A 20,226-nucleotide genomic window follows, 5' to 3' on the forward strand; every position below is an offset into this window, starting at 1 on the left:
AAAAGATGAAACAAATTTTTGAAATTTCAAATTCAGTCCAACAAAAAAGTAAAGACAATACTTTTAATCTGCTACTGCAACTCTCACTCTAAAACTCAATTTTATTTTTAATCATTTTTTACATTTTTAATTTTTTATCATTGTTGTTAAGTTTTTGAATTTTTAATTCATTCAGTCTGTTTGGTTTTAAAGGATTAAATCATGAAAGATAATAAAATCATAATCTTTGATACCACTTTACGAGATGGAGAACAAGCTTTAGGTAGTTCTTTAGGTATCAATCAAAAATTACAAATTGCATTAGCGCTTGAAAATTTAGGCGTAGACGTTATAGAAGCAGGTTTTCCGGTATCTTCACAAGGGGATTTTAAAGCGGTGCAAAAGATCGCTTCTAAGGTGAAAAACTCAACTATTTGTGCACTTTCTAGAGCATTGGATAAAGATATAGATATGGCTTATGAAGCTTTAAAAGTGGCAAAGCATTTTAGAATTCATACTTTTATAGCCACTTCGACTTTGCATATGCAAGATAAATTAAAAAAAGATTTTGATGAAATTTTGTCTATGGCAAAAAGAGCGATTATAAGAGCAAGATCTTATACTGATGATGTAGAATTCTCATGCGAAGATGCAGGAAGAACTCCGATAGATAATCTTTGTTTTATGGTGGAAAATGCGATAAAAGCAGGCGCTAAAACTATAAATATCCCAGATACCGTAGGCTATACCTTGCCAAGTGAATTTGCTAATATCATCAAAATTTTATTTAACAAAGTGCCAAATATAGACAAAGCTATCATTTCTGTGCATTGTCACAATGACTTAGGTATGGCAACGGGCAATAGCTTAAGTGCTATTTTACAAGGTGCAAGACAGATAGAGTGCACTATAAATGGACTTGGCGAAAGGGCGGGCAATTGTGCTTTAGAAGAAGTGGTTATGGCGATAAAAACTAGGAAAGATTATTTAAAAGGTTTTTATACTGATATTAAATGTGAAAATATCTTTAAAACTTCAAAATTAGTTTCAGCTATCACTAATGAAAGCATACCTTCGCATAAAGCTATAGTGGGTAGCAATGCGTTTTCTCATAGTTCAGGCATTCATCAAGATGGAGTGCTTAAAAATAGGCAAACTTACGAGATCATAAGCCCTAGTGCCATAGGAATTCATGACAATCGTATGTTAATGACGGCAAGAAGTGGAAGGGCTATGATAAAAACTTGCCTTGAAAATTTAGGCTATGATGAAAATACTTATAATTTAGATGATGTTTATGAGCGTTTTTTACGCCTTGCGGATAAAAAGGGTCAAGTATATGATTATGATTTGGAAGCTTTGATGTTTTTAAGCTATGAAAATGAAGAAGAAAATGAATTTGTGATTGAAAAATTAAGCGTGATTAGTGGCAATATCCCAACCGCTTGTGTTTGTATGCGTATCAAAGAAGAGCTAAAAACTGAAGCTTGCACAGGAAATGGTCCTGTTGAAGCAGTTTTTAACTGCATTGCTAGGATAACAAATTTAAAGCCTGTGTTAAAAGCTTATAGTATCAATGCAAAAAGTTCAGGAGTAGATGCTCAAGGGCAAGTGGATGTGGATTTGGAATTTAAAGGGAGAAAATTCCATGGAAAAGGACTTTCAACAGATGTTATAGAAGCTTCAGCACAAGCTTTTGCGAGTGCTTACAATGCGATTTATCGCTCTTTAAAAGTAGAAGAAAGGAAAATGGCATGAAAGCTTATAAAGTAGCTGTTTTAGCAGGAGATGGCATAGGGCCTTTGGTGATGAAAGAAGCTTTAAAAATTTTAACTTTTATCTCACAAAAATACAATTTTAGTTTTGAATTTAATGAAGCTAAAATAGGCGGTGCAAGTATAGATGCTTATGGAGTGGCTTTAAGTGATGAAACTTTAAAGCTTTGTGAGCAAAGTGATGCGATTTTATTTGGCTCTGTGGGTGGGCCTAAGTGGGATAATTTGCCCATAGATCAAAGACCTGAAAGAGCCTCGCTTTTGCCTTTAAGAAAGCATTTTAATTTGTTTGCAAATTTGCGTCCTTGTAAAATTTATGAAAGTTTAACTCATGCTTCACCTTTAAAAAATGAGATTATCCAAAAAGGAGTGGATATTTTATGTGTTAGAGAGCTTACAGGTGGGATTTATTTTGGTAAGCAAGATTTAGGTAAAGAAAGTGCGTATGATACTGAAATTTACACTAAAAAAGAGATAGAAAGGATAGCTCATATCGCTTTTGAAAGTGCAAGAATAAGAAAGAAAAAAGTGCATTTAATCGACAAGGCGAATGTTTTAGCAAGTTCTATTTTGTGGCGAGAAGTGGTGGCAAATGTTGTAAAAGATTATCAAGATATAAACTTAGAGTATATGTATGTGGATAATGCTGCGATGCAGATTGTAAAAAATCCTAGCATTTTTGATGTTATGCTTTGTTCAAATCTTTTTGGTGATATTTTGAGTGATGAGTTAGCTGCCATTAATGGATCTTTGGGTTTGTTAAGTTCAGCAAGTTTAAACGATAAAGGTTTTGGACTTTATGAGCCAGCAGGTGGAAGTGCGCCTGATATAGCTCATTTAAATATAGCTAATCCCATAGCTCAAATTTTAAGTGCGGCTTTGATGTTAAAGTATAGTTTCAAAGAAGAACAAGCCGCACAGGATATAGAAAATGCTATATCTTTGGCATTGGCACAAGGAAAAATGACTAAGGATTTAAATGCTAAGTCGTATTTAAATACTGATGAAATGGGGGATTGTATTTTAGAAATTTTAAAGGAGAATAATAATGGCTAAAACTTTATATGAGAAAGTCTTTGATGCTCATGTGGTTTATGAAGGCAAAAACGAACTTCCTATACTTTATATCGATAGACATTTAATCCATGAAGTAACAAGCCCTCAAGCATTTTCAGGGCTTAAAATGGCTAAGCGTAGAATGGCAAGAGCGGATTTAACTTTGGCTACCATAGATCATGATGTTTCAACTAAAAGCGTGGATTTAAATGCTTGTTCTGATATGGCAAAAGAGCAAATTACAACTTTGATGCAAAATACTAAGGAATTTGGAGTAAGGCTTTTAGGACTTGGAGATAAAAATCAAGGCATAGTTCATATAGTAGGTCCTGAGCTTGGCTTTACTTTACCTGGGGTTACTTTAGTTTGTGGGGATTCTCATACGGCAACACATGGGGCTTTTGGAGCTTTAGCCTTTGGTATAGGCACGAGTGAAGTAGAGCATGTCATGGCAACGCAAACTTTAAAACAAGCCAAACTTAAAACTATGAAAATCGAATGTAAAGGGCAGTTTCAAAAAGGCGTTTATACTAAGGATTTGATTTTGTATTTGATCGCACAATACGGCACAGCAAAAGGCACAGGCTATGCTATAGAATTTTGCGGAGAACTTATAAGAAATCTAAGCATGGAAGCTAGAATGACTCTTTGTAATATGGCTATAGAATTTGGAGCGAAAGTAGGTATGATAGCTCCTGATGAGATCACTTTTGAGTATATTAAGGGAAAGGAATTTGCACCTAAAGGAGAAGAATTTCAAAAGTATTGTGAGTATTGGAAGAGTTTAAGAAGTGATGAAGGAGCAAAATATGATGCGAGTATTACTCTAGATGTAAGCAAGATAAAACCACAAATTAGCTATGGAACAAATCCTTCGCAAGTGATTGGCATAGATGAAAAAATTCCAAAAATAAGTGATTTTAAAAATCAAAGCGAGCAAAAATCTTTGCTTGATGCTTTATATTATGTAAATTTAGAGCAAGATCAAGTTATAGAAGGGGTAAAAATCGACATTGTATTTATAGGATCTTGCACAAATGGGCGTTTAGAAGATCTTAAAATAGCTGCTGATATCTTAAAAGGGCGCAAAATTCATAAAAATGTTAAAGCTTTAATCGTGCCTGGTTCAATGCAAGTAAGAAAAGAAGCTGAAAATTTAGGACTTGATAAGATTTTTATCGAGGCAGGGTGTGAGTGGAGATATGCAGGGTGTTCTATGTGTCTTGGTATGAATGATGACAAAGCAAATTCAGGTCAAAGAGTTGCTTCAACTTCAAATCGTAACTTTGTAGGCAGACAAGGTAAAGGTTCTATCACTCATTTGATGAGTCCTGCAAGTGCGGCAGCTTGTGCCATAGAAGGTGTTATTTGTGATAATAGAAAGTATTTAGGAGTTTAATATGCAAAAATTTATTATACACAAAGGTATAGCTTGTCCTTTAGAATATGCCAATATAGACACAGATCAAATTATACCTAAGCAATTTTTACTTGCAGTGTCTAAGCAAGGTTTTGGTAGGCATTTGTTTCATGATTTGCGTTATTTAGATGATAAAGAAAGTGTTTTAAATATGGATTTTAATCTCAATAAAAAAGAATATCAAAATAGCTCTATTTTGGTGAGTTTTGAAAATTTTGGTAGTGGCTCTTCAAGAGAGCATGCGCCTTGGGCTTTGGTTGATTATGGTATTAGAGCTATTATCGCACCTTCTTTTGCGGATATTTTTAAAAACAATGCCTTAGGAAACGGTTTGCTCACTATAGAACTTGCTAAAGATGAGGTTTTGGAAATAGTTGATGAGTTAAAAAAATCCCAAGATAAAAATATAGAAATTTCTTTGTTGGAAAAAAGAGTATTTTTTAAAGATAAGATTTTTTCTTTTGATTTAGATAATTTTCACAGAATTTGTCTTTTGGAAGGACTTGATAATATAGCTTTAACTTTAAAACATGAAGCACAAATCAAAGCCTATGAAAAAAACTCAAAAAGCTTTTTGGTTTAGAATTTTTTCATAAGCTAAAAAAGGATCTTGGTAATTAGGTATGTCAAAGTTTCCACAAAAATTAAAATCAAGCTTTTTAAAAAGCGAATTCATAGGAAAATTTTTACTATGAGTATCTGCTCTTAAACTTGCCTTGTGATTTTCCAAGGCAAAATTTTCGCAAAAATTTAAAAGTTTTTGTGCCACGCCTTTGCCTTTTGCATTTTGTTTGACAGCTAAACGGTGTAGATAAAAGGCTTTATCATCATAATTTTTGTTAAAAATAACTTGTTTGTAAAATTCAGGTTCAAATTTTTCATTGATACAGATAAAGCCTAAAATTTCATCATTTTCTTTAAACACATAAAGTTCTTGTGCTTGTATATCTTCTTGAAAAACTATTTCATTGGGATAATTCTCATCCCATTGGTGAAAATTCATAGCTTTCATAGCATTTAAAGCATCTTTTGTGATTTCAAGTATAGAATTTAAATCTTTATTGACGGCTTTTTGTATGATAGTGTTTTGCATGATAATCCTTTGTATAAGGAAGGGTGATGGTGGCTCCGATTGGACTTGAACCAACGGCCACTACCATGTCAAGGTAGTGCTCTACCAGCTGAGCTACGGAACCATATGGTGGAGCATAGCGGGTTCGAACCGCTGACCCCAACGCTGCCAGCGTTGTGCTCTCCCAGCTGAGCTAATGCCCCTTTATAAGTCTGAGATTTTATCGCAATATTACTTGTTTTTGGCTGAAAACTAAAATCAAATTTTTAATTTATGATGTAATATATGTATAAAAAGATTTATTTTTTATGAAAAATTAGAGAATTAATGAGAGTAATTTTACTATTTGATTAATTCTAAAATATCTCTTTTTTTGTTAAGTTCAAGTTGTCTAGAATAATAAAAATATTTGGTCAAAACCAAAATTCCTATATGGAATTCTTTTTTCTTATCTAAAAATTTCTTAATATATTGATGAGCATTATTAATAATTTCCAATGCATCTTTTGGGCGATTTTTAAAATATTCAATTACTGCTGACAAATTCTCATTATCAATCAAAGCAAAGTGATAATTTGGTTTTAAAGTTCCTTCCATAAACCAAGTTTCGCAAGTTATTTTTGGAGCTAAAACTAAAGAATTAGAATTCATAGCCCATTTTAAGTTGCTTGCTACATCGTTACCCTCTAAAGAAATTATAAATTTATATTTCATTTGTTCTTTTTTGTTTAAAAAGTTTTTTTTCCATTGGCTAGGTTGTTTTGAAGTATCTCCTATATCGCAAAAAGTTCTACCAAAATAAGAATCAAAAAATTCTTTTCGATGATTTTGATATACTGCTCCTCTAAATATTGCTATATCCTTTTTATTTTCATAGTTTATGTTATCTTTTAAAAAGCAAAAGTGCCTATTTTTATCAAGTTTTAATAAAATATTATTTATATTATTTTCCAAAGATCTCGATTTGCAAATAGTTGCTTCTTTAAAAGTATGTCTTACATCGCCAAATTCTTTATTCCATAAAAATTCATCTTTGAAGTATTTACTGACTTCATAAGCATCAAAAGCATAAGAGGTACTTTTAAAAGGAAATTTTCCTATTTTTTCCTTTGCTGTAGGTGTAAAAAATTCATTTATTTGATTATAATATTTAACTCGAGTTTGTATTTCTTCTAAGTCTTTAATATTGTATTTTAAAATATCATTAAAAATTTTATCTAAATTTATTTGAAAAAAATATCTTGGTATAAAAGATATTCCTATTCCTCTTAAATTCATCAAAAGTCTTGATTGTAGCATTATAAAAAACCTAATAAATAAAATTTTTAATATTTTATCAAAAATTTAAGAATTTATAAACAATAAAATAACTTTTGACAAAACAATAGTATTTTAAATATTAAAAATAAGAATGGCAGACAGGAAGGGATTTGAACCCTCGAAAGCTTGCACTTTACACGCGTTCCAGGCGTGCTCCTTCAACCGCTCGGACACCTGTCTATGAAATAAAGCGTTTATTATATCTATAAAAGCTTTAAAAATAAAGAAATTTTTTAAATATTGAAAATAAAATTATTTTTTTTAAAAATCAGAAAATTTTTAGTAAAAAGTAGTATAATTATATTTTTATTTTTAGTCAGGGTAGCTCAGCTGGTTAGAGCGCTGGTCTCATAAGCCGGAGGTCGGGAGTTCAAGTCTCCCCCTTGACACCATTAAGTGTAATAATTATTTTTTTTCTTTTGTTACTACAAAAACAATTCCACCAAAACCTATAATTACAACAGCTGTTATAAAAATGATTTCAAAAATATCTAGCATTGTCATTGTTCTTTTGCCCTTTCTTTAAGCTGTCCACAAGCAGCTGAGATATCAAGCCCTTTACTTTCTCTTATAGTACAAGTTACACCTTTATTGCTGAGTAAATCTTGAAATTTAATCGCGTTTTCTAAACTAGGGCGTTTATATAAACCTCCTTCATGTGGATTAAAGAGTATTAAATTTACTTTGGCTTTAATACCATTTAAAAGCTTGACTAATTCTTTAGCGTGTTCAAGCTTATCATTGATACCATCAATTAAAAGATATTCAAACATCACTCTTTTTCTTTGATCTATAGGAAATTCACGCACCGCATCCATAATCGCAGCGATATTATAAGCTTTATTGATAGGCATGAGTTCGGTTCGAAGCTCATCATTAACCGCGTGCAATGATATAGCAAGTAAAACACCTAAGTTCATTTGACCTAATTCTTTGATTTGTTTTGCTAAACCACTAGTGCTGATGGTTTGACGGCGGGGACTTATGGCAAGCCCCTCATTTTGTGCTAAAATTTTTACCGCTTTAGAAACATTTTTAAGATTATCCAAAGGCTCGCCCATACCCATATATACTATATTTATACGGCGTTCATAAGGGATATTGTTTTGTTTTTTGATCCATAAAATTTGTCCGACTATCTCCCCTGCACTTAAATTTCTTTTCAAGCCACCCTTGGCAGTAAGACAAAAACTACATCCACTTTTACAACCCACTTGAGAAGAAACACAGATAGTATATCTCGCATGAGAGATTCTTTTGCCTTCTGCGTCTATTTTTTCTTCTTTCATAGGCAAAAGCACACTTTCTATCCTTAAACCATCAACGAGTTCAAAAAGATATTTTATACTTCCATCTTTACTTTGCTCATTTTTAACACATTTTACAGGAGAGAAATGAAAATTTTGCGCAAGTTCTAAACGTAGATCTTTTGGTAAACTTGACATATCGGAAAAATTATTGGCGTATTTTTGATAAATCCATTGATAAATTTGTTTCACGCGAAACATCGGTTTGATTTTTTCTCCTAATTCTTCAGGTAAAAAATCTAAAATATTAACAAGCTCTTTCAAAATTATTTTCCTTTTTTGAATTTTTAAATATAATGATATTTTTTTAAGTATTCTTCTAATTTTTCTTTTGCCTTTTGATGATTTTTTATAAAATCTTCGTGAGCGTTTTCATTGCAAAAATTTGTTGCACACAAAATACACTCTGCATCAATATTTAAATTTTTAGCTACGCTCAAAACAGAAAAGGCTTCCATATTTTCTGCAAAAAAACCTAATTTTGAAAATTCTTTTGCTGCTTTTGAATTTTGACAAATATAATTTGAAGAATTGATTTTTATTGTTTCACGAGAAACATTTTCTTTTTCTAAGCAAATTTCATATTTTGCAGGAGTATAAAATGCATGTGAAATTTTAGAAAATTCTACATTAAAAGCGTGTGAACTTCTATAAATTTCTAAAATCTGTCCCTTATCATAAAGCCCACAAGTTCCTATAAATATAAGTTTTGATGGTTTTTCTTTGAAGCAAAGTTGACTCAAATGAAAAGCTGATTCAACCAAACCTATGCCTATAGCTTTTGCAAAAGAAAAATTTTCATTTCCACCCGCACAAACAATCATTTTGATCCTTATGAAATTTTACAAAAAATAATTCTACCTAAAAAGACTTAATTAAGAATTTTTAGATAAAATTATTTCTTATGGTTAAAGCAAAAAAACAATACGGACAAAATTTTTTAATCGATAAAAGCGTATTAGCAAAAATCATCCAAGCCATACCCAAAGAGATGAACAATATCATTGAGATTGGGCCTGGCTTAGGTGATTTAACGCAAGAACTTTTAAAAATTTCTCAAGTAAAAGCTTATGAAATCGATAATGATCTCATACCTATTTTAAAAAAGAAATTTCAAAAAGAACTTGAATGTGGAAAATTTAACTTGATCCATCAAGACGCAAGCGAAGCTTTTAATCCTAGTCTTGATGAAAAACCATATTTTTTGGTTGCAAATTTGCCTTATTATGTTGCAAGTCACATTATATTAAAAGCTTTAGAAGATAAAAATTGTCTAGGGCTTATTGTAATGGTACAAAGGGAAATGGCTGAAAAATTCTGCGCTAAAGAAGGAAATAGTGAGTTTTCTTCCTTAGGTGTTTTAAGTGCAATGATTTGCGAAAGAAAAATACTTTTTGATGTTGATCCACAATGTTTTAATCCTCCACCAAAAGTTATGTCAGCGGTGATGAGTTTGATTAAAACTAAGGATTTTGATGAACTTTGCGAAATAGAAAATTTCAAAAATTTTCTAAAAGATTGTTTTAAAGCTCCTAGAAAACAACTCTTAGGAAATTTAAAAACATATAAAGCGAAAGTTTTAGAAGTTTTAAGCACTCTTGGCTTAAAAGAAAACATCAGACCACATGAAATTTGCGTTGATTTATACCTTAAAATTTATGACAAATTAAAGGATGAATATGGACGAAAACAAAGAGATAAATAAAAACGAACAAAATCCGAACTCAAATTCAAAAAACAATAAACGCTATAAATATAAAAATCGTAGAAAAAAATTAGCTGATTCTTTGCAAAATGAAAATGATACTCCAAAAATTGATCAAAATTCCAACAAGGAAAATTCTGAAAACTCAGAAAATAAAACTGAGAAAAAAAAGAAGAAAAATCGCAATCTTCCTTCAAAACTCACAGGTAATGAAGATTGGCAAATCGCTCTTGCAGAATGCATAGAAGCTAACCGTATTTCACATGAAAACCGCTTACACCCTTTAAAATATAATAATTCTAGCGAGCATAAAATCCGCATCACTCCTTTAGGAGGTTTAGGAGAAATTGGTGGAAATATCAGTGTTTTTGAAACCAATAAAGATGCAATTATAGTAGATATAGGTATGAGTTTTCCTGATGGAACTATGCATGGGGTAGATATTATCATCCCTGATTTTGACTATGTAAGAAAAATTAAAGATAAAATTCGTGGTATAGTGATCACTCATGCACACGAAGATCATATCGGTGCAGTGCCTTATTTCTTTAAAGAATTCCAATTTCCTATCTACGCTACACCTTTGGCTTTAGGAATGATTTCAAACAAATTTGAAGAACATGGCTTAAAAGCAGAACGCAAATGGTTTCGCCCTGTAGAAAAACGCCGTGTTTATGAGATAGGCGAATTTGATATAGAGTGGATCCACATCACGCATTCTATCATTGATGCTTCAGCACTTGCGATCAAAACAAAAGCAGGAACGATTATCCACACAGGTGATTTTAAAATTGATCAAACTCCAATCGATGGCTATCCAACAGACTTAGGACGTTTGGCATATTATGGAGAAGAAGGGGTTTTATGTCTTTTAAGCGATAGTACAAATTCGTACAAAGAAGGTTATACAAAAAGTGAAAGCTCCGTAGGGCTAACTTTTGATCAAATCTTTGCACGTACCAAAGGCAGGGTGATCATGAGTACTTTTAGTTCTAATATCCACCGCGTTTATCAAGCTATCACTTATGGTTTAAAATACGGTAGAAAAGTTTGTGTGATTGGTCGTTCTATGGAAAGAAATCTTTATACCACTATGGAATTAGGCTACATCAAACTTGATAGAAAAATTTTCATCGATGCTGATGAAGTAAGCAAATATAAAGACAATGAAGTGCTTATCGTAACTACAGGAAGTCAAGGCGAAACCATGAGTGCGCTTTATAGAATGGCAACTGATGAGCATAAATTTATAAAAATCAAACCTACAGATCAAGTGATTATTTCAGCTAAAGCCATACCAGGAAATGAAGCAAGTGTTTCTGCGGTGCTTGACTATCTTTTAAAAGCAGGAGCTAAAGTAGCGTATCAAGAATTTAGTGAAATTCATGTAAGCGGACACGCTAGTATAGAAGAGCAAAAGCTTATGCTAACCCTTACTAAGCCTAAATTTTTCCTACCAGTTCATGGAGAATACAATCACATCACCAAACACAAAGAAACAGCGATGAAGTGCGGTATCCCTGAAAGAAATATTTATCTTATGAGTGATGGCGATCAAGTAGAACTTTGCCAAAAATATGTCAAACGCATAAAAACCGTAAAAACAGGTAAAGTTTTTGTAGATAATCAAATCAACAAACAAATCGCCGATGATGTAGTTATAGATCGCCAAAAACTTGCAGATAGTGGTATAGTAGTTATTATCGCACAAATTGACAAAGCTACAAAAACACTGATCAACAAACCAAGAGTATTTAGCTATGGGCTAGTAGCTGACAAACACGATCATGCTTTTAGCAAAGATATGGCTGAAGTTTTAGGACAATTTTTCATCAATGTTAAAGATGAAGTACTCAATGATCCAAGATTTTTAGAAAATCAAATCCGCCAAGTTTTAAGAAAACACATCTTTAGAAAGATTAAAAAATACCCAACCATAGTTCCAACTATTTTTGTAATGTAAAAAAGGGCAAAAACGCCCTTTTTAAGGAAGATCAAATGAGAATTAATAAATTTATATCCCATAACACCCGCTATTCACGCCGTGAAGCCGATGAACTTATCAAACAAGGCTTAGTAAAAATAAACAACAAAATTGCCCTTTTAAGCGATGAAGTTAAATTTGATGATAAAGTTTTTGTTAAAGGTAAAAGAGTACAAAAAAGAACGCAATTTAGCGTGATAATCTACCATAAACAAAAAGGCGAAATTGTCAGTAAAAAAGACGATCGTGGAAGAAAAACTATATATGATACCTTGCCAAGACAATTTAGTACTTGGCTTAGCGTAGGTAGGCTGGATTATGCAAGTGAAGGCTTACTTTTGCTTACAGATTCTCCTGTGATTGCCGATGCTTTAATGCATAGCGATTTAGAAAGAGAATACTACCTTAAAGTTAAAGGCACGGTGAGCAAACAAGTCATCGAAGCCATGCAAAATGGACTTGAGATTAAAAATGAAAAAAAAGGCGCACATGCAAAAACTAAAATTACCTCTATGAGTTTTGCTCCTTTTATAGACTTTGAAATTTTTGGATCAAGTGGAGGCTATACTAAGCTTAGAGTGGTTATAAATGAAGGTAAAAATAGAGAGCTTAGACGCTTTTTTGGACATTTTGATCTTGAAGTCATGGATCTTAAGCGTGTTGCTTTTGGGGCTTTAGATCTTGGTATGTTGAAGGCGGGAAAACATCGTTATTTAGAAAATGGCGAATATGAAAAATTAAGAGATTTTTTAAAATTTAATGGAATAAGATATTGACCATTATATACAAAAATTTAAAAAATAATGATAATTTTTAAATTCTAAAAATTCTATTTTTATCCTTTTTAAAAGGAAAATAATAGAAAAATTTCATCAAATTCCTTGACTTTGAAAACAAGATTTTATATACTCTCATTTCAATTTTTATAAATTGGTTAGTTTTTAACTAACGAGTTCTTTTTAAAGGAAATATTATGGAAAGAATTAGGCTTAAGCTAAAAGCTTATGACCATCGAGTACTAGACAGAACAGTTGCAGCAATCGTAGAAGCTGTTAAAAGAACAGGTGCGGATATTAGAGGTCCGATACCAATGCCTACTAAAATCAAACGCTATACAGTTTTAAAATCTCCACACATTAACAAAGATTCTCGTGAGCAGTTTGAAATAAGAATTCACGCGCGTATGCTAGATATAGTAGCAGCGACTCCAGATACAGTTGATTCTTTAACGAAGCTTGATTTAGCGCCAGAAGTAAGCGTTGAAGTAAGAGCTATGGGTAAGTAAGGATAAGATATGGAATATATTGTAGAAAAAATTGGAATGAGCAGAACAATTACTAATCCAAGTATCGCTGTAACTTTACTAAGAGTTGTAAATGCAAAAGTATGTGAAGTTGAAGGCGGAAAGGCTTTAGTAGCATATCCAAAAGGTAAAGCAAGTAATAAATGTGTCGCAGGACAACAAAAAAAATACAATCTTTCTGCAGAATACAATAGATTTGCGACTTTAGAAGTAGCAAATACTGAAGCAGGAGATTTAGATGAAACTCCATTAAATGAAGCAAAAATTTTAAAAGTAAGCTTTAACACTAAAGGTAGAGGTTATAGCGGTGTTATGAAGAGACATAACTTCGCAGGGGGTCCAGCAAGTCACGGTTCTAGATTTCACAGACGCCATGGATCTATTGGTAATAGAGAATGGCCAGGTCGTGTTCAACCAGGTATGAAAATGGCAGGACACTATGGAAATACTAAAGTGACCGTTAAAAACGAAGTTGTATCTTATGATGCTGAAAATAAAATTTTAGTAGTTAAAGGTGCAGTACCAGGTTATAATGGTGCTATGGGTAAAATAAGGATTGCAAAATGAGTAAAGTAGTTGTTTTAAATGATAAATTAGAAAAAGCAGGTGAACTTGATTTACCTTCAAAATATGCGGAAGTAAATCCACACAATCTTTACTTGTATGTAAAATCTTACCTTGCAAGTTTAAGAGCAAATACAGCTCATACTAAAGGTAGAAGTGATGTAAGTGGTGGTGGTAAAAAACCTTGGAGACAAAAAGGTCGTGGCGGTGCTAGAGCGGGTTCAACAAGAACTAACGTTTGGGTAGGCGGTGCGGTTGCTTTTGGTCCAACAAATGAAAGAAACTACTTCCAAAAAGTAAATAAAAAACAAAAAAGATTGGCGCTTGAAAGAGCTTTAGCAGATAAAGCAGCTAAAGGTGTGTTATTTACTGCTGATTCTTTGGCTATTGAAAGTGGTAAAACAAAAGATGCAAACGCTGTGATTAAAAAACTTGGCGTCAAAGATGCTTTAATCGTTAAAGATTTACTAGATGAAAAAACACTTTTAGCTTACAGAAATTTAGCAAATTGCTATGTAGTTGATGTAACTGAAGTAAATGCTTATTTAGTATCTGTATTTAATGCTGTTATTATGGAAAAATCAGCGTTAGAATCTATTACAAAAGAGGGATAATTATGGCAGATATTACTGATATAAAGACTATACTTTACACAGAAAAAAGTTTGAATTTGCAAGAGCAAGGTGTCGTAGTTATTCAAACTTCGCCAAAAATGACTAAAACAGGCTTAAAAGCGGTTTTAAAAGAGTATTTTGGTGTAACTCCAAAAAGCATCAATTCCTTAAGAATGGATGGAAAAATTAAGCGTTTTAGAGGTCGTTTAGGTCAAAGAAACAATTACAAAAAATTCTATGTTAAGCTACCTGAAGGTGTTAGCTTAGAAAATACGGAGGCTTAAGATGGCAATTAAAACTTATAAACCATATACTCCAAGTAGAAGATATATCACAGGTTTAAGTTCTGAAGATATTACAGCTAAACCAAGTGTACGCTCACTACTTGTTAAACTTCCAGCACACGCGGGTCGTAACAGCTATGGAAGAATTACAAGTCGTCATAAAGAAGCGGGTGCTAAAAAACTTTACAGAATTATTGATTTTAAACGTCGTAAATTCGGTATAGAAGGCAAAGTAGAAGCAATCGAGTATGATCCATACAGAAATTGTAGAATTGCTTTGATTGCTTATAAAGATGGGGAAAAAAGATATATTCTTCAACCACGTGGATTAAGCGTTGGTGATATCGTTGCAGCTGCTGAAAGCGGACTTGATATTAAACCAGGTAATGCAATGAAACTTAAAAACATTCCTGTGGGTACTATTGTTCATAATGTTGAGTTAAAACCAGGTAAAGGCGGTCAAATGATTCGTTCTGCGGGTGCTTATGCACAACTTATGGGTAAAGAAGAAAAATATGTTATTTTAAGACTTGCAAGTGGCGAAATGAGACAAGTTTTAGCTGAATGTATGGCAAGTATCGGCGAAGTTGGAAATGAAGAATGGGCTAATGTAACTATCGGTAAAGCAGGTAGAAATCGCCATAGAGGTATCCGCCCGCAAACTCGTGGTTCTGCAATGAACCCAGTAGATCACCCGCACGGTGGGGGTGAAGGTAAGAAAAATTCAGGCCGTCATCCAGTAACTCCATGGGGTAAACCAACCAAAGGTGCGAAAACTCGTCGTAAAAAAGCTAGCGATAAGCTAATAATTTCAAGAAGAAAAGGAAAGTAAGATGGCTAGATCACTAAAAAAAGGTCCTTTTGTTGATGATCATGTAATGAAAAAAGTCATCGCTGCTAAAAAGGCTAATGATAATAAACCAATTAAAACTTGGTCAAGAAGAAGCACAATTACTCCTGATATGATAGGACTTACATTTAATGTTCATAATGGCAAAAGCTTCATTCCGGTTTATATTACTGAAAATCACATCGGTTATAAACTTGGTGAATTTGCTCCAACACGCACATTTAAAGGGCATAAAGGCTCTGTGCAAAAGAAAATTGGTAAGTAAGGGATAAGATATGAGTAAAGCATTAATTAAATTCATAAGATTATCTCCAACTAAAGCAAGATTGATTGCTAGAGAAGTTCGGGGGATGAATGCAGAATTAGCTATGGCTAGTTTAAAATTTATGCCAAATAAAGGTGCAAAATACATTGCAAACGCAATTTCAAGCGCAGTAGCAAATGGTGGCTTTGAAGCAAACGAAGTGATTGTAAAAAGTTGTCGTGTTGACGCAGCTGCGGTATTAAAAAGATTTAGACCAAGAGCTAGAGGAAGTGCAAGTCGTATTAGAAAACCAACTTCACATATTTTAGTAGAAGTGGCAAAAGCGGAAGTTAAAGCTGAAGAGAAAAAAACAGTAGCTAAAAAAACTACTACAACAAAAGCTCCAGCTAAAAAAACAACAAGCACTAAAAAAGCAACAGTGAAAAAGGAAAGCTAATGGGACAAAAAGTTAATCCAATTGGTCTAAGACTAGGAATCAATAGAAACTGGGAATCAAGATGGTTTCCAACTAAAGCAAATTTAGTAGAAAATATCGGTGAAGATTACAAAATCAGAGCTTTCTTAAAAAGAAAACTTTATTACGCAGGAATTAGTCAAATTTTAGTAGAAAGAACTGCTAAAAAACTTCGCGTTACTGTAGTTGCTGCAAGACCAGGTATCATCATCGGTAAAAAAGGTAGTGATGTTGATAATTTAAGAAAAGAATTGCAAGATTTAATCGGTAAAGATGTAAATATCAATATCAAAGAAGAAAGAAAAGCAGGAGCTTCAGCTCAACTTGCTGCTGAAAGTGTTGCAACTCAACTTGAAAAAAGAATTGCTTTTAGAAGAGCAATGAAAAAAGTAATCCAAGGTGCGCAAAAAGCAGGTGCTAAAGGAATCAAAGTTTCAGTTTCCGGTCGTTTAGGCGGTGCTGAAATGGCAAGAACAGAATGGTATCTTGAAGGACGCGTTCCACTTCATACTTTAAGAGCAAAAATTGATTATGGTTTTGCAGAAGCTAGGACTACTTATGGAAACATAGGGGTTAAAGTATGGATCTTTAAAGGTGAAGTATTGCACAAAGGTATGCAACCTGAAAAAACTGAAGAAAGTGCTCCAGCTAAAAAGCCAAGACGCACAAGAAGGGGTAAATAATCATGTTAATGCCAAAAAGAACTAAATATCGCAAAATGATGAAAGGGCGTAACAGAGGTTATGCTAATCGTGGAACAGAATTTACTTTTGGTGAATTTGCATTAAAAGCAACTGAAGCAGGACGCATTAACTCACGCCAAATCGAAGCAGCGCGTATCGCTTTAACTCGTTTTGTTAAAAGACAAGGAAAAACTTGGATTAGAGTTTTTCCAGATAAGCCTTTGACAAAAAAACCTTTAGAAACTCGTATGGGTAAAGGTAAAGGTGCTGTTGAGGAATGGGTAATGAATATCAAGCCAGGTCGTATCATTTATGAAATGGCAGGAGTAAGCGAAGAAATGGCAAGAGAAGCATTGACTTTAGCTATGCATAAACTTCCATTTAAAACTAAGTTTGTTACAAGAGAGAGCCAAAATGAAATATACTGAGATTAAAGATAAAACAGCAGCTGAGCTTGCAACAATGCTAAAAGAAAAAAAGGTGCTTTTATTCACTTTAAAACAAAAGCTAAAAACAATGCAACTTACTAATCCAAAAGAGATTAGCCAAGTAAAAAAAGACATTGCTAGAATAAATACAGCAATTAACGCTTTAAGATAAGGATAGAAAATGGCATTTAAAAGAGAAATTCAAGGCGTTGTTGTTAAAATCGCTGGTGAAAAAACCGCAAGTGTTTTGGTTGAAAGAAAAGTGGTTCATCCAAGATATAGAAAAATTGTTAAACGCTTTAAAAAATATCTAATTCATGATGAGAGAAATGAAGTTAAAGTGGGTGATACTGTTGTTGCAGTAGAATGCAGACCACTTTCAAAAAGAAAATCATTTCGCTTAAAATCTGTATTAGCTACAGGAGTTGAGTAATGATTCAAAGTTTTACAAGACTTGCAGTTGCTGATAATAGCGGTGCAAAAGAATTAATGTGTATCAAGGTTTTAGGGGGTAGCAAAAGAAGATACGCTACCGTAGGTGATGTAATCGTTGCATCTGTTAAAAAAGCTTTACCAAATGGAAAAGTTAAAAAAGGTCAAGTGGTAAAAGCGGTTATCGTTAGAACTAAAAAAGAAATTCATAGAGATAATGGTTCTTTGATTCGTTTTGATGAAAATGCTGCGGTTATTCTTGACAACAAAAGAGAGCCTATCGGAACTCGTATCTTTGGGCCAGTGGGCAGAGAAGTTAGATATGGTGGCTTTATGAAAATCGTTTCACTAGCACCGGAGGTATTATAATGGCGGTTAAATTAAAAATCAAAAAAGGTGATAGCGTTAAGGTTATCACAGGCGATGATAAAGGTAAAACAGGTAAAGTTTTAGCGGTATATCCAAAAACACTTAAAGTGGTAGTTGAAGGATGTAAAATCGCTAAAAAAGCTATTAAGCCGAGTGAGAAAAACCCAAATGGTGGTTTTATCAATAAAGAAATGCCAATGGATATTTCCAATGTGGCAAAAGTTCAGGAGTAAGCGATGATGAGATTAAAAGAAAAATATAATCAAAGCATTAAACCTGCATTGGTTAAAGAATTTGATATTAAAAATCCTATGCTTATCCCTGTGATCGAAAAAGTAGTTATCAGCGTAGGTGCTGGTGAGTTGGCTAAAGATCAAAAAGTATTGCAAAATGTTGCAGATACTATTTCTTTAATTGCAGGACAAAAGGCTGTGATTACTAAAGCTAAAAAATCAGTTGCAGGATTTAAAGTTCGCGAAGGTTTTCCTGTGGGTGTAATGGTAACTTTAAGAAAAGAAAATATGTATGCTTTTCTTGATAAATTAATTTCTATTGCTTTGCCAAGGGTGAAAGACTTTAGAGGTTTAAGTAGAGATGGTTTTGATGGACGCGGAAACTATAACTTCGGTCTTGATGAGCAGTTGATGTTCCCAGAAGTGGAGTATGATAAAATTTTAAGAACTCATGGTATGAACATTTCTATAGTTACAACAGCACAAAATGACAAACAGGCACAAAAGTTATTAGAACTTATCGGTGTGCCATTTACAAAAGGAAAGTAAGATGGCTAAAAAATCAATGATTGCAAAAGCGGCACGCAAGCCTAAATTTAAAGTTAGAGCTTATACAAGATGCCAAATTTGTGGGCGTCCGCATTCGGTTTATAGAGATTTTGGAATTTGCAGAGTTTGCTTAAGAAAAATGGGCAACGAAGGTTTGATTCCAGGTCTTAAGAAAGCAAGTTGGTAAGGATAAAATATGATAAATGATATTATTTCAGATTCACTCACTCGTATCAGAAATGCAGGAATGAGAAAGCTTGAAACAACCAAACTTTTACATTCTAAAGTTATAGAAGCTTTAGTTGGAATTTTTCAAGCTAAGGGCTATATTGAGAGTTTTAATGTTATTGAAGAAGATAAAAAGAAATTTATCAATGTAGTTTTAAAATACGATGAAAAAGGTAAGAGTGTTATCAATGAGCTTAAAAGAATTTCTAAGCCTGGTCGTCGTGTTTATAAAGGTAAAGATGAAATCAAGCGTTTTAAAAATGGTTATGGTACTATCGTAGTTAGCACAAGTCATGGCGTTTTAGCTAATGATGAAGCTTATAAAGCAGGTGTTGGCGGCGAAATTTTATGTACCATTTGGTAAAAAATCTGCTTTTTATGGCATTGGGTATCCATTCTTTTAAAAAAGTAGAAATATCCTAGACAAATAAAAAGGAAAAATATGTCTCGTATAGGTAAACAACCGATTGCTATTCCAGCAGGAGTAGAAGTAAAATTAGAAGGAAATTTGCTTAAATTTAAAAAAGGAAATTTAGCAAAAGAACTTGATACTAAAGCAAATGTAAATGTTGAGATTAAAGATAATAATATTCTTTTTTCTCCAAAAGGTGAAGACAGACAAAGTAGAGCTTATTGGGGAACTTACAGAGCTTTAGCTTACAATATCGTTGTAGGTTTAACTCAAGGTTTTTCAAAAACTCTTGAAATCAATGGAGTTGGTTATAAAGCAGCTTTAAAAGGTAAAGTTTTAGAACTAAGCCTTGGTTTTTCTCATCCTATTAATTATGATATTCCAGAAGGAATTGAAATTGTAGTGGATAAAAATACTATTGCAGTTAAAGGAAGTGATAAACAAGTTGTAGGTCAAGTTGCTGCTCAAATTCGTGAATTTAGACCACCAGAGCCATATAAAGGAAAAGGCGTTAAGTATTCTGATGAACGCATTATCCGCAAAGCTGGTAAGACATCTAAGAAGTAAGGGTAGAATATGAGAGCAAATGTATTAAAAAGAAAACTAACTTTAAGAATCAAAAGAAAAAAAAGAATTAGAGCGAAAATTTCAGGTTGTGAAAATTTTCCAAGAATTTCTGTATTTAAATCGAACAGAACTCTATATATCCAAGCGATTGATGATGTAAAAGCTGTAACTTTAGCAGCAGTTGATGGACGCAAACTTGGCGTTAAAGCAAATAAAGAAGGTGCTAAAAAAATCGCTGCTGAATTTGCTAAAACTTTAAAAGCTAAAAAGATAGAACAAGCTGTTTTTGATAGAAATGGTTATGTATATCATGGTGTTATCGCAGCATTGGCTGAATCTTTAAGAGAAAATGGCATTAGGCTATAAGGGGTAA

Annotated in this window: 30 protein-coding genes and 4 tRNA genes; 26 read left to right on the plus strand and 8 right to left on the minus strand. The window is 33.0% G+C overall.

The genetic code is table 11. The features are described from left to right. Positions 1–201 precede the first annotated feature (201 nt). Genes leuA through leuD form a run of 4 tightly spaced genes read left to right on the plus strand, consistent with a single transcriptional unit; the run spans position 202 to position 4,813 of the window. Entirely contained in the window at positions 202–1,737 is a 1,536-nt protein-coding gene (gene leuA, locus AJ882_RS04225; RefSeq protein WP_002867508.1) for a 2-isopropylmalate synthase, read from the plus strand. Next, a complete protein-coding gene (leuB, locus tag AJ882_RS04230) occupies positions 1,734–2,810 on the plus strand; it encodes a 3-isopropylmalate dehydrogenase (RefSeq protein ID WP_002867509.1) in 1,077 nt (358 codons plus the stop codon). Before leuA ends, leuB begins: the two co-directional genes overlap by 4 nt. Next, complete coding sequence (gene leuC / locus AJ882_RS04235; protein WP_072227287.1) at positions 2,797–4,209, plus strand: 3-isopropylmalate dehydratase large subunit; 1,413 nt, start codon at positions 2,797–2,799, stop codon at positions 4,207–4,209. Before leuB ends, leuC begins: the two co-directional genes overlap by 14 nt. Position 4,210: 1 nt before the next feature. Then, positions 4,211–4,813 carry a 3-isopropylmalate dehydratase small subunit gene (gene leuD / locus AJ882_RS04240; protein WP_002867510.1) on the plus strand — a complete coding sequence of 201 codons (603 nt, stop codon included), beginning with the start codon at positions 4,211–4,213 and terminating at the stop codon, positions 4,811–4,813. On the opposite strand, the gene AJ882_RS04245 is transcribed toward leuD, so the two are convergent. The 5 genes from AJ882_RS04245 to AJ882_RS04265 form a co-directional block, all read right to left on the minus strand. Next, positions 4,793–5,323 carry a GNAT family N-acetyltransferase gene (locus AJ882_RS04245; protein ID WP_002867511.1) on the minus strand — a complete coding sequence of 177 codons (531 nt, stop codon included), beginning with the start codon at positions 5,321–5,323 and terminating at the stop codon, positions 4,793–4,795. The two genes, leuD and AJ882_RS04245, sit on opposite strands and share 21 nt — an antisense overlap. A gap of 27 nt (positions 5,324–5,350) precedes the next feature. Next, positions 5,351–5,426: transfer RNA gene (locus tag AJ882_RS04250), tRNA-Val, on the minus strand. Between the two features lie 3 nt (positions 5,427–5,429). Further along, positions 5,430–5,505: transfer RNA gene (locus tag AJ882_RS04255), tRNA-Ala, on the minus strand. 139 nt (positions 5,506–5,644) lie between these two features. Next, positions 5,645–6,601, minus strand: a complete 957-nt coding sequence (locus AJ882_RS04260) for a glycosyl transferase family 90 (protein WP_002867512.1) — start codon at positions 6,599–6,601, stop codon at positions 5,645–5,647. 113 nt (positions 6,602–6,714) lie between these two features. Then, a tRNA-Ser gene (locus tag AJ882_RS04265) sits at positions 6,715–6,802 on the minus strand. 135 nt (positions 6,803–6,937) lie between these two features. On the opposite strand from AJ882_RS04265, the gene AJ882_RS04270 reads away from it, so the two are divergent. Further along, positions 6,938–7,014: transfer RNA gene (locus AJ882_RS04270), tRNA-Met, on the plus strand. 13 nt (positions 7,015–7,027) lie between these two features. On the opposite strand, the gene AJ882_RS04275 is transcribed toward AJ882_RS04270, so the two are convergent. Genes AJ882_RS04275 through AJ882_RS04285 form a run of 3 tightly spaced genes read right to left on the minus strand, consistent with a single transcriptional unit; the run spans position 7,028 to position 8,753 of the window. Further along, positions 7,028–7,126, minus strand: coding sequence for a hypothetical protein (locus tag AJ882_RS04275; protein WP_002867513.1), 99 nt, complete (start codon positions 7,124–7,126; stop codon positions 7,028–7,030). Next, positions 7,123–8,193 (minus strand): 23S rRNA (adenine(2503)-C(2))-methyltransferase RlmN, encoded by a 1,071-nt coding sequence (gene rlmN / locus AJ882_RS04280; protein ID WP_002867514.1) that lies wholly within the window; start codon positions 8,191–8,193, stop codon positions 7,123–7,125. The genes AJ882_RS04275 and rlmN overlap by 4 nt, the downstream gene beginning before the upstream one ends. Before the next feature lie 23 nt (positions 8,194–8,216). Then, a complete protein-coding gene (locus tag AJ882_RS04285) occupies positions 8,217–8,753 on the minus strand; it encodes a purine-nucleoside phosphorylase (protein WP_002867515.1) in 537 nt (178 codons plus the stop codon). 80 nt (positions 8,754–8,833) lie between these two features. Here AJ882_RS04285 and rsmA point away from each other — a divergent pair, with 80 nt between their 5' ends. The 21 genes from rsmA to rplR all read left to right on the plus strand — a co-directional run bounded on the left by rsmA (position 8,834) and on the right by rplR (position 20,219). After that, the gene (gene rsmA / locus AJ882_RS04290; protein ID WP_002860133.1) at positions 8,834–9,634 is read left to right on the plus strand and encodes a 16S rRNA (adenine(1518)-N(6)/adenine(1519)-N(6))-dimethyltransferase RsmA; all 801 of its coding nucleotides are present in this window, start codon (positions 8,834–8,836) and stop codon (positions 9,632–9,634) included. Next, on the plus strand, positions 9,603–11,597 hold the full coding sequence (locus AJ882_RS04295; protein ID WP_074482804.1) for a ribonuclease J: 1,995 nt from the start codon (positions 9,603–9,605) through the stop codon (positions 11,595–11,597). Before rsmA ends, AJ882_RS04295 begins: the two co-directional genes overlap by 32 nt. A 35-nt stretch (positions 11,598–11,632) precedes the next feature. Next, positions 11,633–12,394: a pseudouridine synthase gene (locus tag AJ882_RS04300; protein ID WP_002867517.1), complete on the plus strand. Its 762-nt coding sequence runs from the start codon at positions 11,633–11,635 to the stop codon at positions 12,392–12,394. 197 nt (positions 12,395–12,591) lie between these two features. After that, positions 12,592–12,903: a 30S ribosomal protein S10 gene (gene rpsJ, locus AJ882_RS04305; protein ID WP_002779353.1), complete on the plus strand. Its 312-nt coding sequence runs from the start codon at positions 12,592–12,594 to the stop codon at positions 12,901–12,903. A 9-nt stretch (positions 12,904–12,912) separates the two neighbouring features. Further along, complete coding sequence (gene rplC / locus AJ882_RS04310) at positions 12,913–13,488, plus strand: 50S ribosomal protein L3 (protein ID WP_002779987.1); 576 nt, start codon at positions 12,913–12,915, stop codon at positions 13,486–13,488. Continuing rightward, complete coding sequence (rplD, locus tag AJ882_RS04315) at positions 13,485–14,099, plus strand: 50S ribosomal protein L4 (protein ID WP_002783544.1); 615 nt, start codon at positions 13,485–13,487, stop codon at positions 14,097–14,099. Before rplC ends, rplD begins: the two co-directional genes overlap by 4 nt. Positions 14,100–14,101: 2 nt before the next feature. Beyond that, a complete protein-coding gene (locus AJ882_RS04320; protein ID WP_002851441.1) occupies positions 14,102–14,383 on the plus strand; it encodes a 50S ribosomal protein L23 in 282 nt (93 codons plus the stop codon). Position 14,384: 1 nt separating this feature from the next. Further along, a complete protein-coding gene (rplB, locus tag AJ882_RS04325) occupies positions 14,385–15,215 on the plus strand; it encodes a 50S ribosomal protein L2 (RefSeq protein ID WP_002825501.1) in 831 nt (276 codons plus the stop codon). Position 15,216: 1 nt separating this feature from the next. Then, complete coding sequence (rpsS, locus tag AJ882_RS04330; RefSeq protein ID WP_002851509.1) at positions 15,217–15,498, plus strand: 30S ribosomal protein S19; 282 nt, start codon at positions 15,217–15,219, stop codon at positions 15,496–15,498. Positions 15,499–15,508: 10 nt separating this feature from the next. Then, complete coding sequence (rplV, locus tag AJ882_RS04335) at positions 15,509–15,934, plus strand: 50S ribosomal protein L22 (RefSeq protein WP_002867519.1); 426 nt, start codon at positions 15,509–15,511, stop codon at positions 15,932–15,934. Next, the gene (rpsC, locus tag AJ882_RS04340; protein WP_002851138.1) at positions 15,934–16,635 is read left to right on the plus strand and encodes a 30S ribosomal protein S3; all 702 of its coding nucleotides are present in this window, start codon (positions 15,934–15,936) and stop codon (positions 16,633–16,635) included. Before rplV ends, rpsC begins: the two co-directional genes overlap by 1 nt. Before the next feature lie 2 nt (positions 16,636–16,637). Further along, complete coding sequence (gene rplP / locus AJ882_RS04345; RefSeq protein ID WP_002779441.1) at positions 16,638–17,063, plus strand: 50S ribosomal protein L16; 426 nt, start codon at positions 16,638–16,640, stop codon at positions 17,061–17,063. Then, the gene (gene rpmC, locus AJ882_RS04350) at positions 17,050–17,235 is read left to right on the plus strand and encodes a 50S ribosomal protein L29 (protein WP_002851566.1); all 186 of its coding nucleotides are present in this window, start codon (positions 17,050–17,052) and stop codon (positions 17,233–17,235) included. The genes rplP and rpmC overlap by 14 nt, the downstream gene beginning before the upstream one ends. 9 nt (positions 17,236–17,244) lie before the next feature. Further along, a complete protein-coding gene (gene rpsQ, locus AJ882_RS04355; RefSeq protein WP_002851549.1) occupies positions 17,245–17,496 on the plus strand; it encodes a 30S ribosomal protein S17 in 252 nt (83 codons plus the stop codon). After that, a complete protein-coding gene (gene rplN / locus AJ882_RS04360; protein WP_002779438.1) occupies positions 17,496–17,864 on the plus strand; it encodes a 50S ribosomal protein L14 in 369 nt (122 codons plus the stop codon). The genes rpsQ and rplN overlap by 1 nt, the downstream gene beginning before the upstream one ends. Beyond that, positions 17,864–18,097, plus strand: a complete 234-nt coding sequence (gene rplX, locus AJ882_RS04365) for a 50S ribosomal protein L24 (protein WP_002779437.1) — start codon at positions 17,864–17,866, stop codon at positions 18,095–18,097. The genes rplN and rplX overlap by 1 nt, the downstream gene beginning before the upstream one ends. A 3-nt stretch (positions 18,098–18,100) precedes the next feature. After that, the gene (gene rplE, locus AJ882_RS04370) at positions 18,101–18,646 is read left to right on the plus strand and encodes a 50S ribosomal protein L5 (RefSeq protein ID WP_002851453.1); all 546 of its coding nucleotides are present in this window, start codon (positions 18,101–18,103) and stop codon (positions 18,644–18,646) included. A 1-nt stretch (position 18,647) separates the two neighbouring features. Next, positions 18,648–18,833, plus strand: a complete 186-nt coding sequence (locus AJ882_RS04375; protein ID WP_002851478.1) for a type Z 30S ribosomal protein S14 — start codon at positions 18,648–18,650, stop codon at positions 18,831–18,833. A gap of 9 nt (positions 18,834–18,842) precedes the next feature. After that, positions 18,843–19,238: a 30S ribosomal protein S8 gene (gene rpsH / locus AJ882_RS04380; protein ID WP_011050016.1), complete on the plus strand. Its 396-nt coding sequence runs from the start codon at positions 18,843–18,845 to the stop codon at positions 19,236–19,238. A 78-nt stretch (positions 19,239–19,316) separates the two neighbouring features. After that, the gene (gene rplF / locus AJ882_RS04385; protein ID WP_002851302.1) at positions 19,317–19,853 is read left to right on the plus strand and encodes a 50S ribosomal protein L6; all 537 of its coding nucleotides are present in this window, start codon (positions 19,317–19,319) and stop codon (positions 19,851–19,853) included. A gap of 9 nt (positions 19,854–19,862) precedes the next feature. Next, on the plus strand, positions 19,863–20,219 hold the full coding sequence (gene rplR / locus AJ882_RS04390) for a 50S ribosomal protein L18 (protein ID WP_002785535.1): 357 nt from the start codon (positions 19,863–19,865) through the stop codon (positions 20,217–20,219). The last annotated feature ends 7 nt before the right edge of the window (positions 20,220–20,226 follow it).

Origin of the sequence: Campylobacter sp. BCW_6461 (genome assembly GCF_001762735.1) — a bacterium.
Lineage (GTDB): Bacteria > Campylobacterota > Campylobacteria > Campylobacterales > Campylobacteraceae > Campylobacter_D > Campylobacter_D jejuni.

Coding starts and splice junctions, on each gene's coding strand:
- rplX (WP_002779437.1), top strand. CDS start 17,864: ATGGCGGTTAAATTAAAAATCAAAAAAGGTGATAGCGTTAAGGTTATC.
- rplC (WP_002779987.1), top strand. CDS start 12,913: ATGGAATATATTGTAGAAAAAATTGGAATGAGCAGAACAATTACTAAT.
- AJ882_RS04245 (WP_002867511.1), bottom strand. CDS start 5,323: ATGCAAAACACTATCATACAAAAAGCCGTCAATAAAGATTTAAATTCT.
- rplR (WP_002785535.1), top strand. CDS start 19,863: ATGAGAGCAAATGTATTAAAAAGAAAACTAACTTTAAGAATCAAAAGA.
- AJ882_RS04320 (WP_002851441.1), top strand. CDS start 14,102: ATGGCAGATATTACTGATATAAAGACTATACTTTACACAGAAAAAAGT.
- rplB (WP_002825501.1), top strand. CDS start 14,385: ATGGCAATTAAAACTTATAAACCATATACTCCAAGTAGAAGATATATC.
- rplF (WP_002851302.1), top strand. CDS start 19,317: ATGTCTCGTATAGGTAAACAACCGATTGCTATTCCAGCAGGAGTAGAA.
- rplV (WP_002867519.1), top strand. CDS start 15,509: ATGAGTAAAGCATTAATTAAATTCATAAGATTATCTCCAACTAAAGCA.
- rsmA (WP_002860133.1), top strand. CDS start 8,834: ATGGTTAAAGCAAAAAAACAATACGGACAAAATTTTTTAATCGATAAA.
- AJ882_RS04375 (WP_002851478.1), top strand. CDS start 18,648: ATGGCTAAAAAATCAATGATTGCAAAAGCGGCACGCAAGCCTAAATTT.
- rpsQ (WP_002851549.1), top strand. CDS start 17,245: ATGGCATTTAAAAGAGAAATTCAAGGCGTTGTTGTTAAAATCGCTGGT.
- rpsS (WP_002851509.1), top strand. CDS start 15,217: ATGGCTAGATCACTAAAAAAAGGTCCTTTTGTTGATGATCATGTAATG.
- AJ882_RS04275 (WP_002867513.1), bottom strand. CDS start 7,126: ATGACAATGCTAGATATTTTTGAAATCATTTTTATAACAGCTGTTGTA.
- rpsC (WP_002851138.1), top strand. CDS start 15,934: ATGGGACAAAAAGTTAATCCAATTGGTCTAAGACTAGGAATCAATAGA.
- rpsJ (WP_002779353.1), top strand. CDS start 12,592: ATGGAAAGAATTAGGCTTAAGCTAAAAGCTTATGACCATCGAGTACTA.
- rplP (WP_002779441.1), top strand. CDS start 16,638: ATGTTAATGCCAAAAAGAACTAAATATCGCAAAATGATGAAAGGGCGT.
- AJ882_RS04300 (WP_002867517.1), top strand. CDS start 11,633: ATGAGAATTAATAAATTTATATCCCATAACACCCGCTATTCACGCCGT.
- leuA (WP_002867508.1), top strand. CDS start 202: ATGAAAGATAATAAAATCATAATCTTTGATACCACTTTACGAGATGGA.
- leuD (WP_002867510.1), top strand. CDS start 4,211: ATGCAAAAATTTATTATACACAAAGGTATAGCTTGTCCTTTAGAATAT.
- AJ882_RS04260 (WP_002867512.1), bottom strand. CDS start 6,601: ATGCTACAATCAAGACTTTTGATGAATTTAAGAGGAATAGGAATATCT.
- AJ882_RS04295 (WP_074482804.1), top strand. CDS start 9,603: ATGAATATGGACGAAAACAAAGAGATAAATAAAAACGAACAAAATCCG.
- rplN (WP_002779438.1), top strand. CDS start 17,496: ATGATTCAAAGTTTTACAAGACTTGCAGTTGCTGATAATAGCGGTGCA.
- leuB (WP_002867509.1), top strand. CDS start 1,734: ATGAAAGCTTATAAAGTAGCTGTTTTAGCAGGAGATGGCATAGGGCCT.
- rpsH (WP_011050016.1), top strand. CDS start 18,843: ATGATAAATGATATTATTTCAGATTCACTCACTCGTATCAGAAATGCA.
- rplE (WP_002851453.1), top strand. CDS start 18,101: ATGATGAGATTAAAAGAAAAATATAATCAAAGCATTAAACCTGCATTG.
- AJ882_RS04285 (WP_002867515.1), bottom strand. CDS start 8,753: ATGATTGTTTGTGCGGGTGGAAATGAAAATTTTTCTTTTGCAAAAGCT.
- rplD (WP_002783544.1), top strand. CDS start 13,485: ATGAGTAAAGTAGTTGTTTTAAATGATAAATTAGAAAAAGCAGGTGAA.
- rpmC (WP_002851566.1), top strand. CDS start 17,050: ATGAAATATACTGAGATTAAAGATAAAACAGCAGCTGAGCTTGCAACA.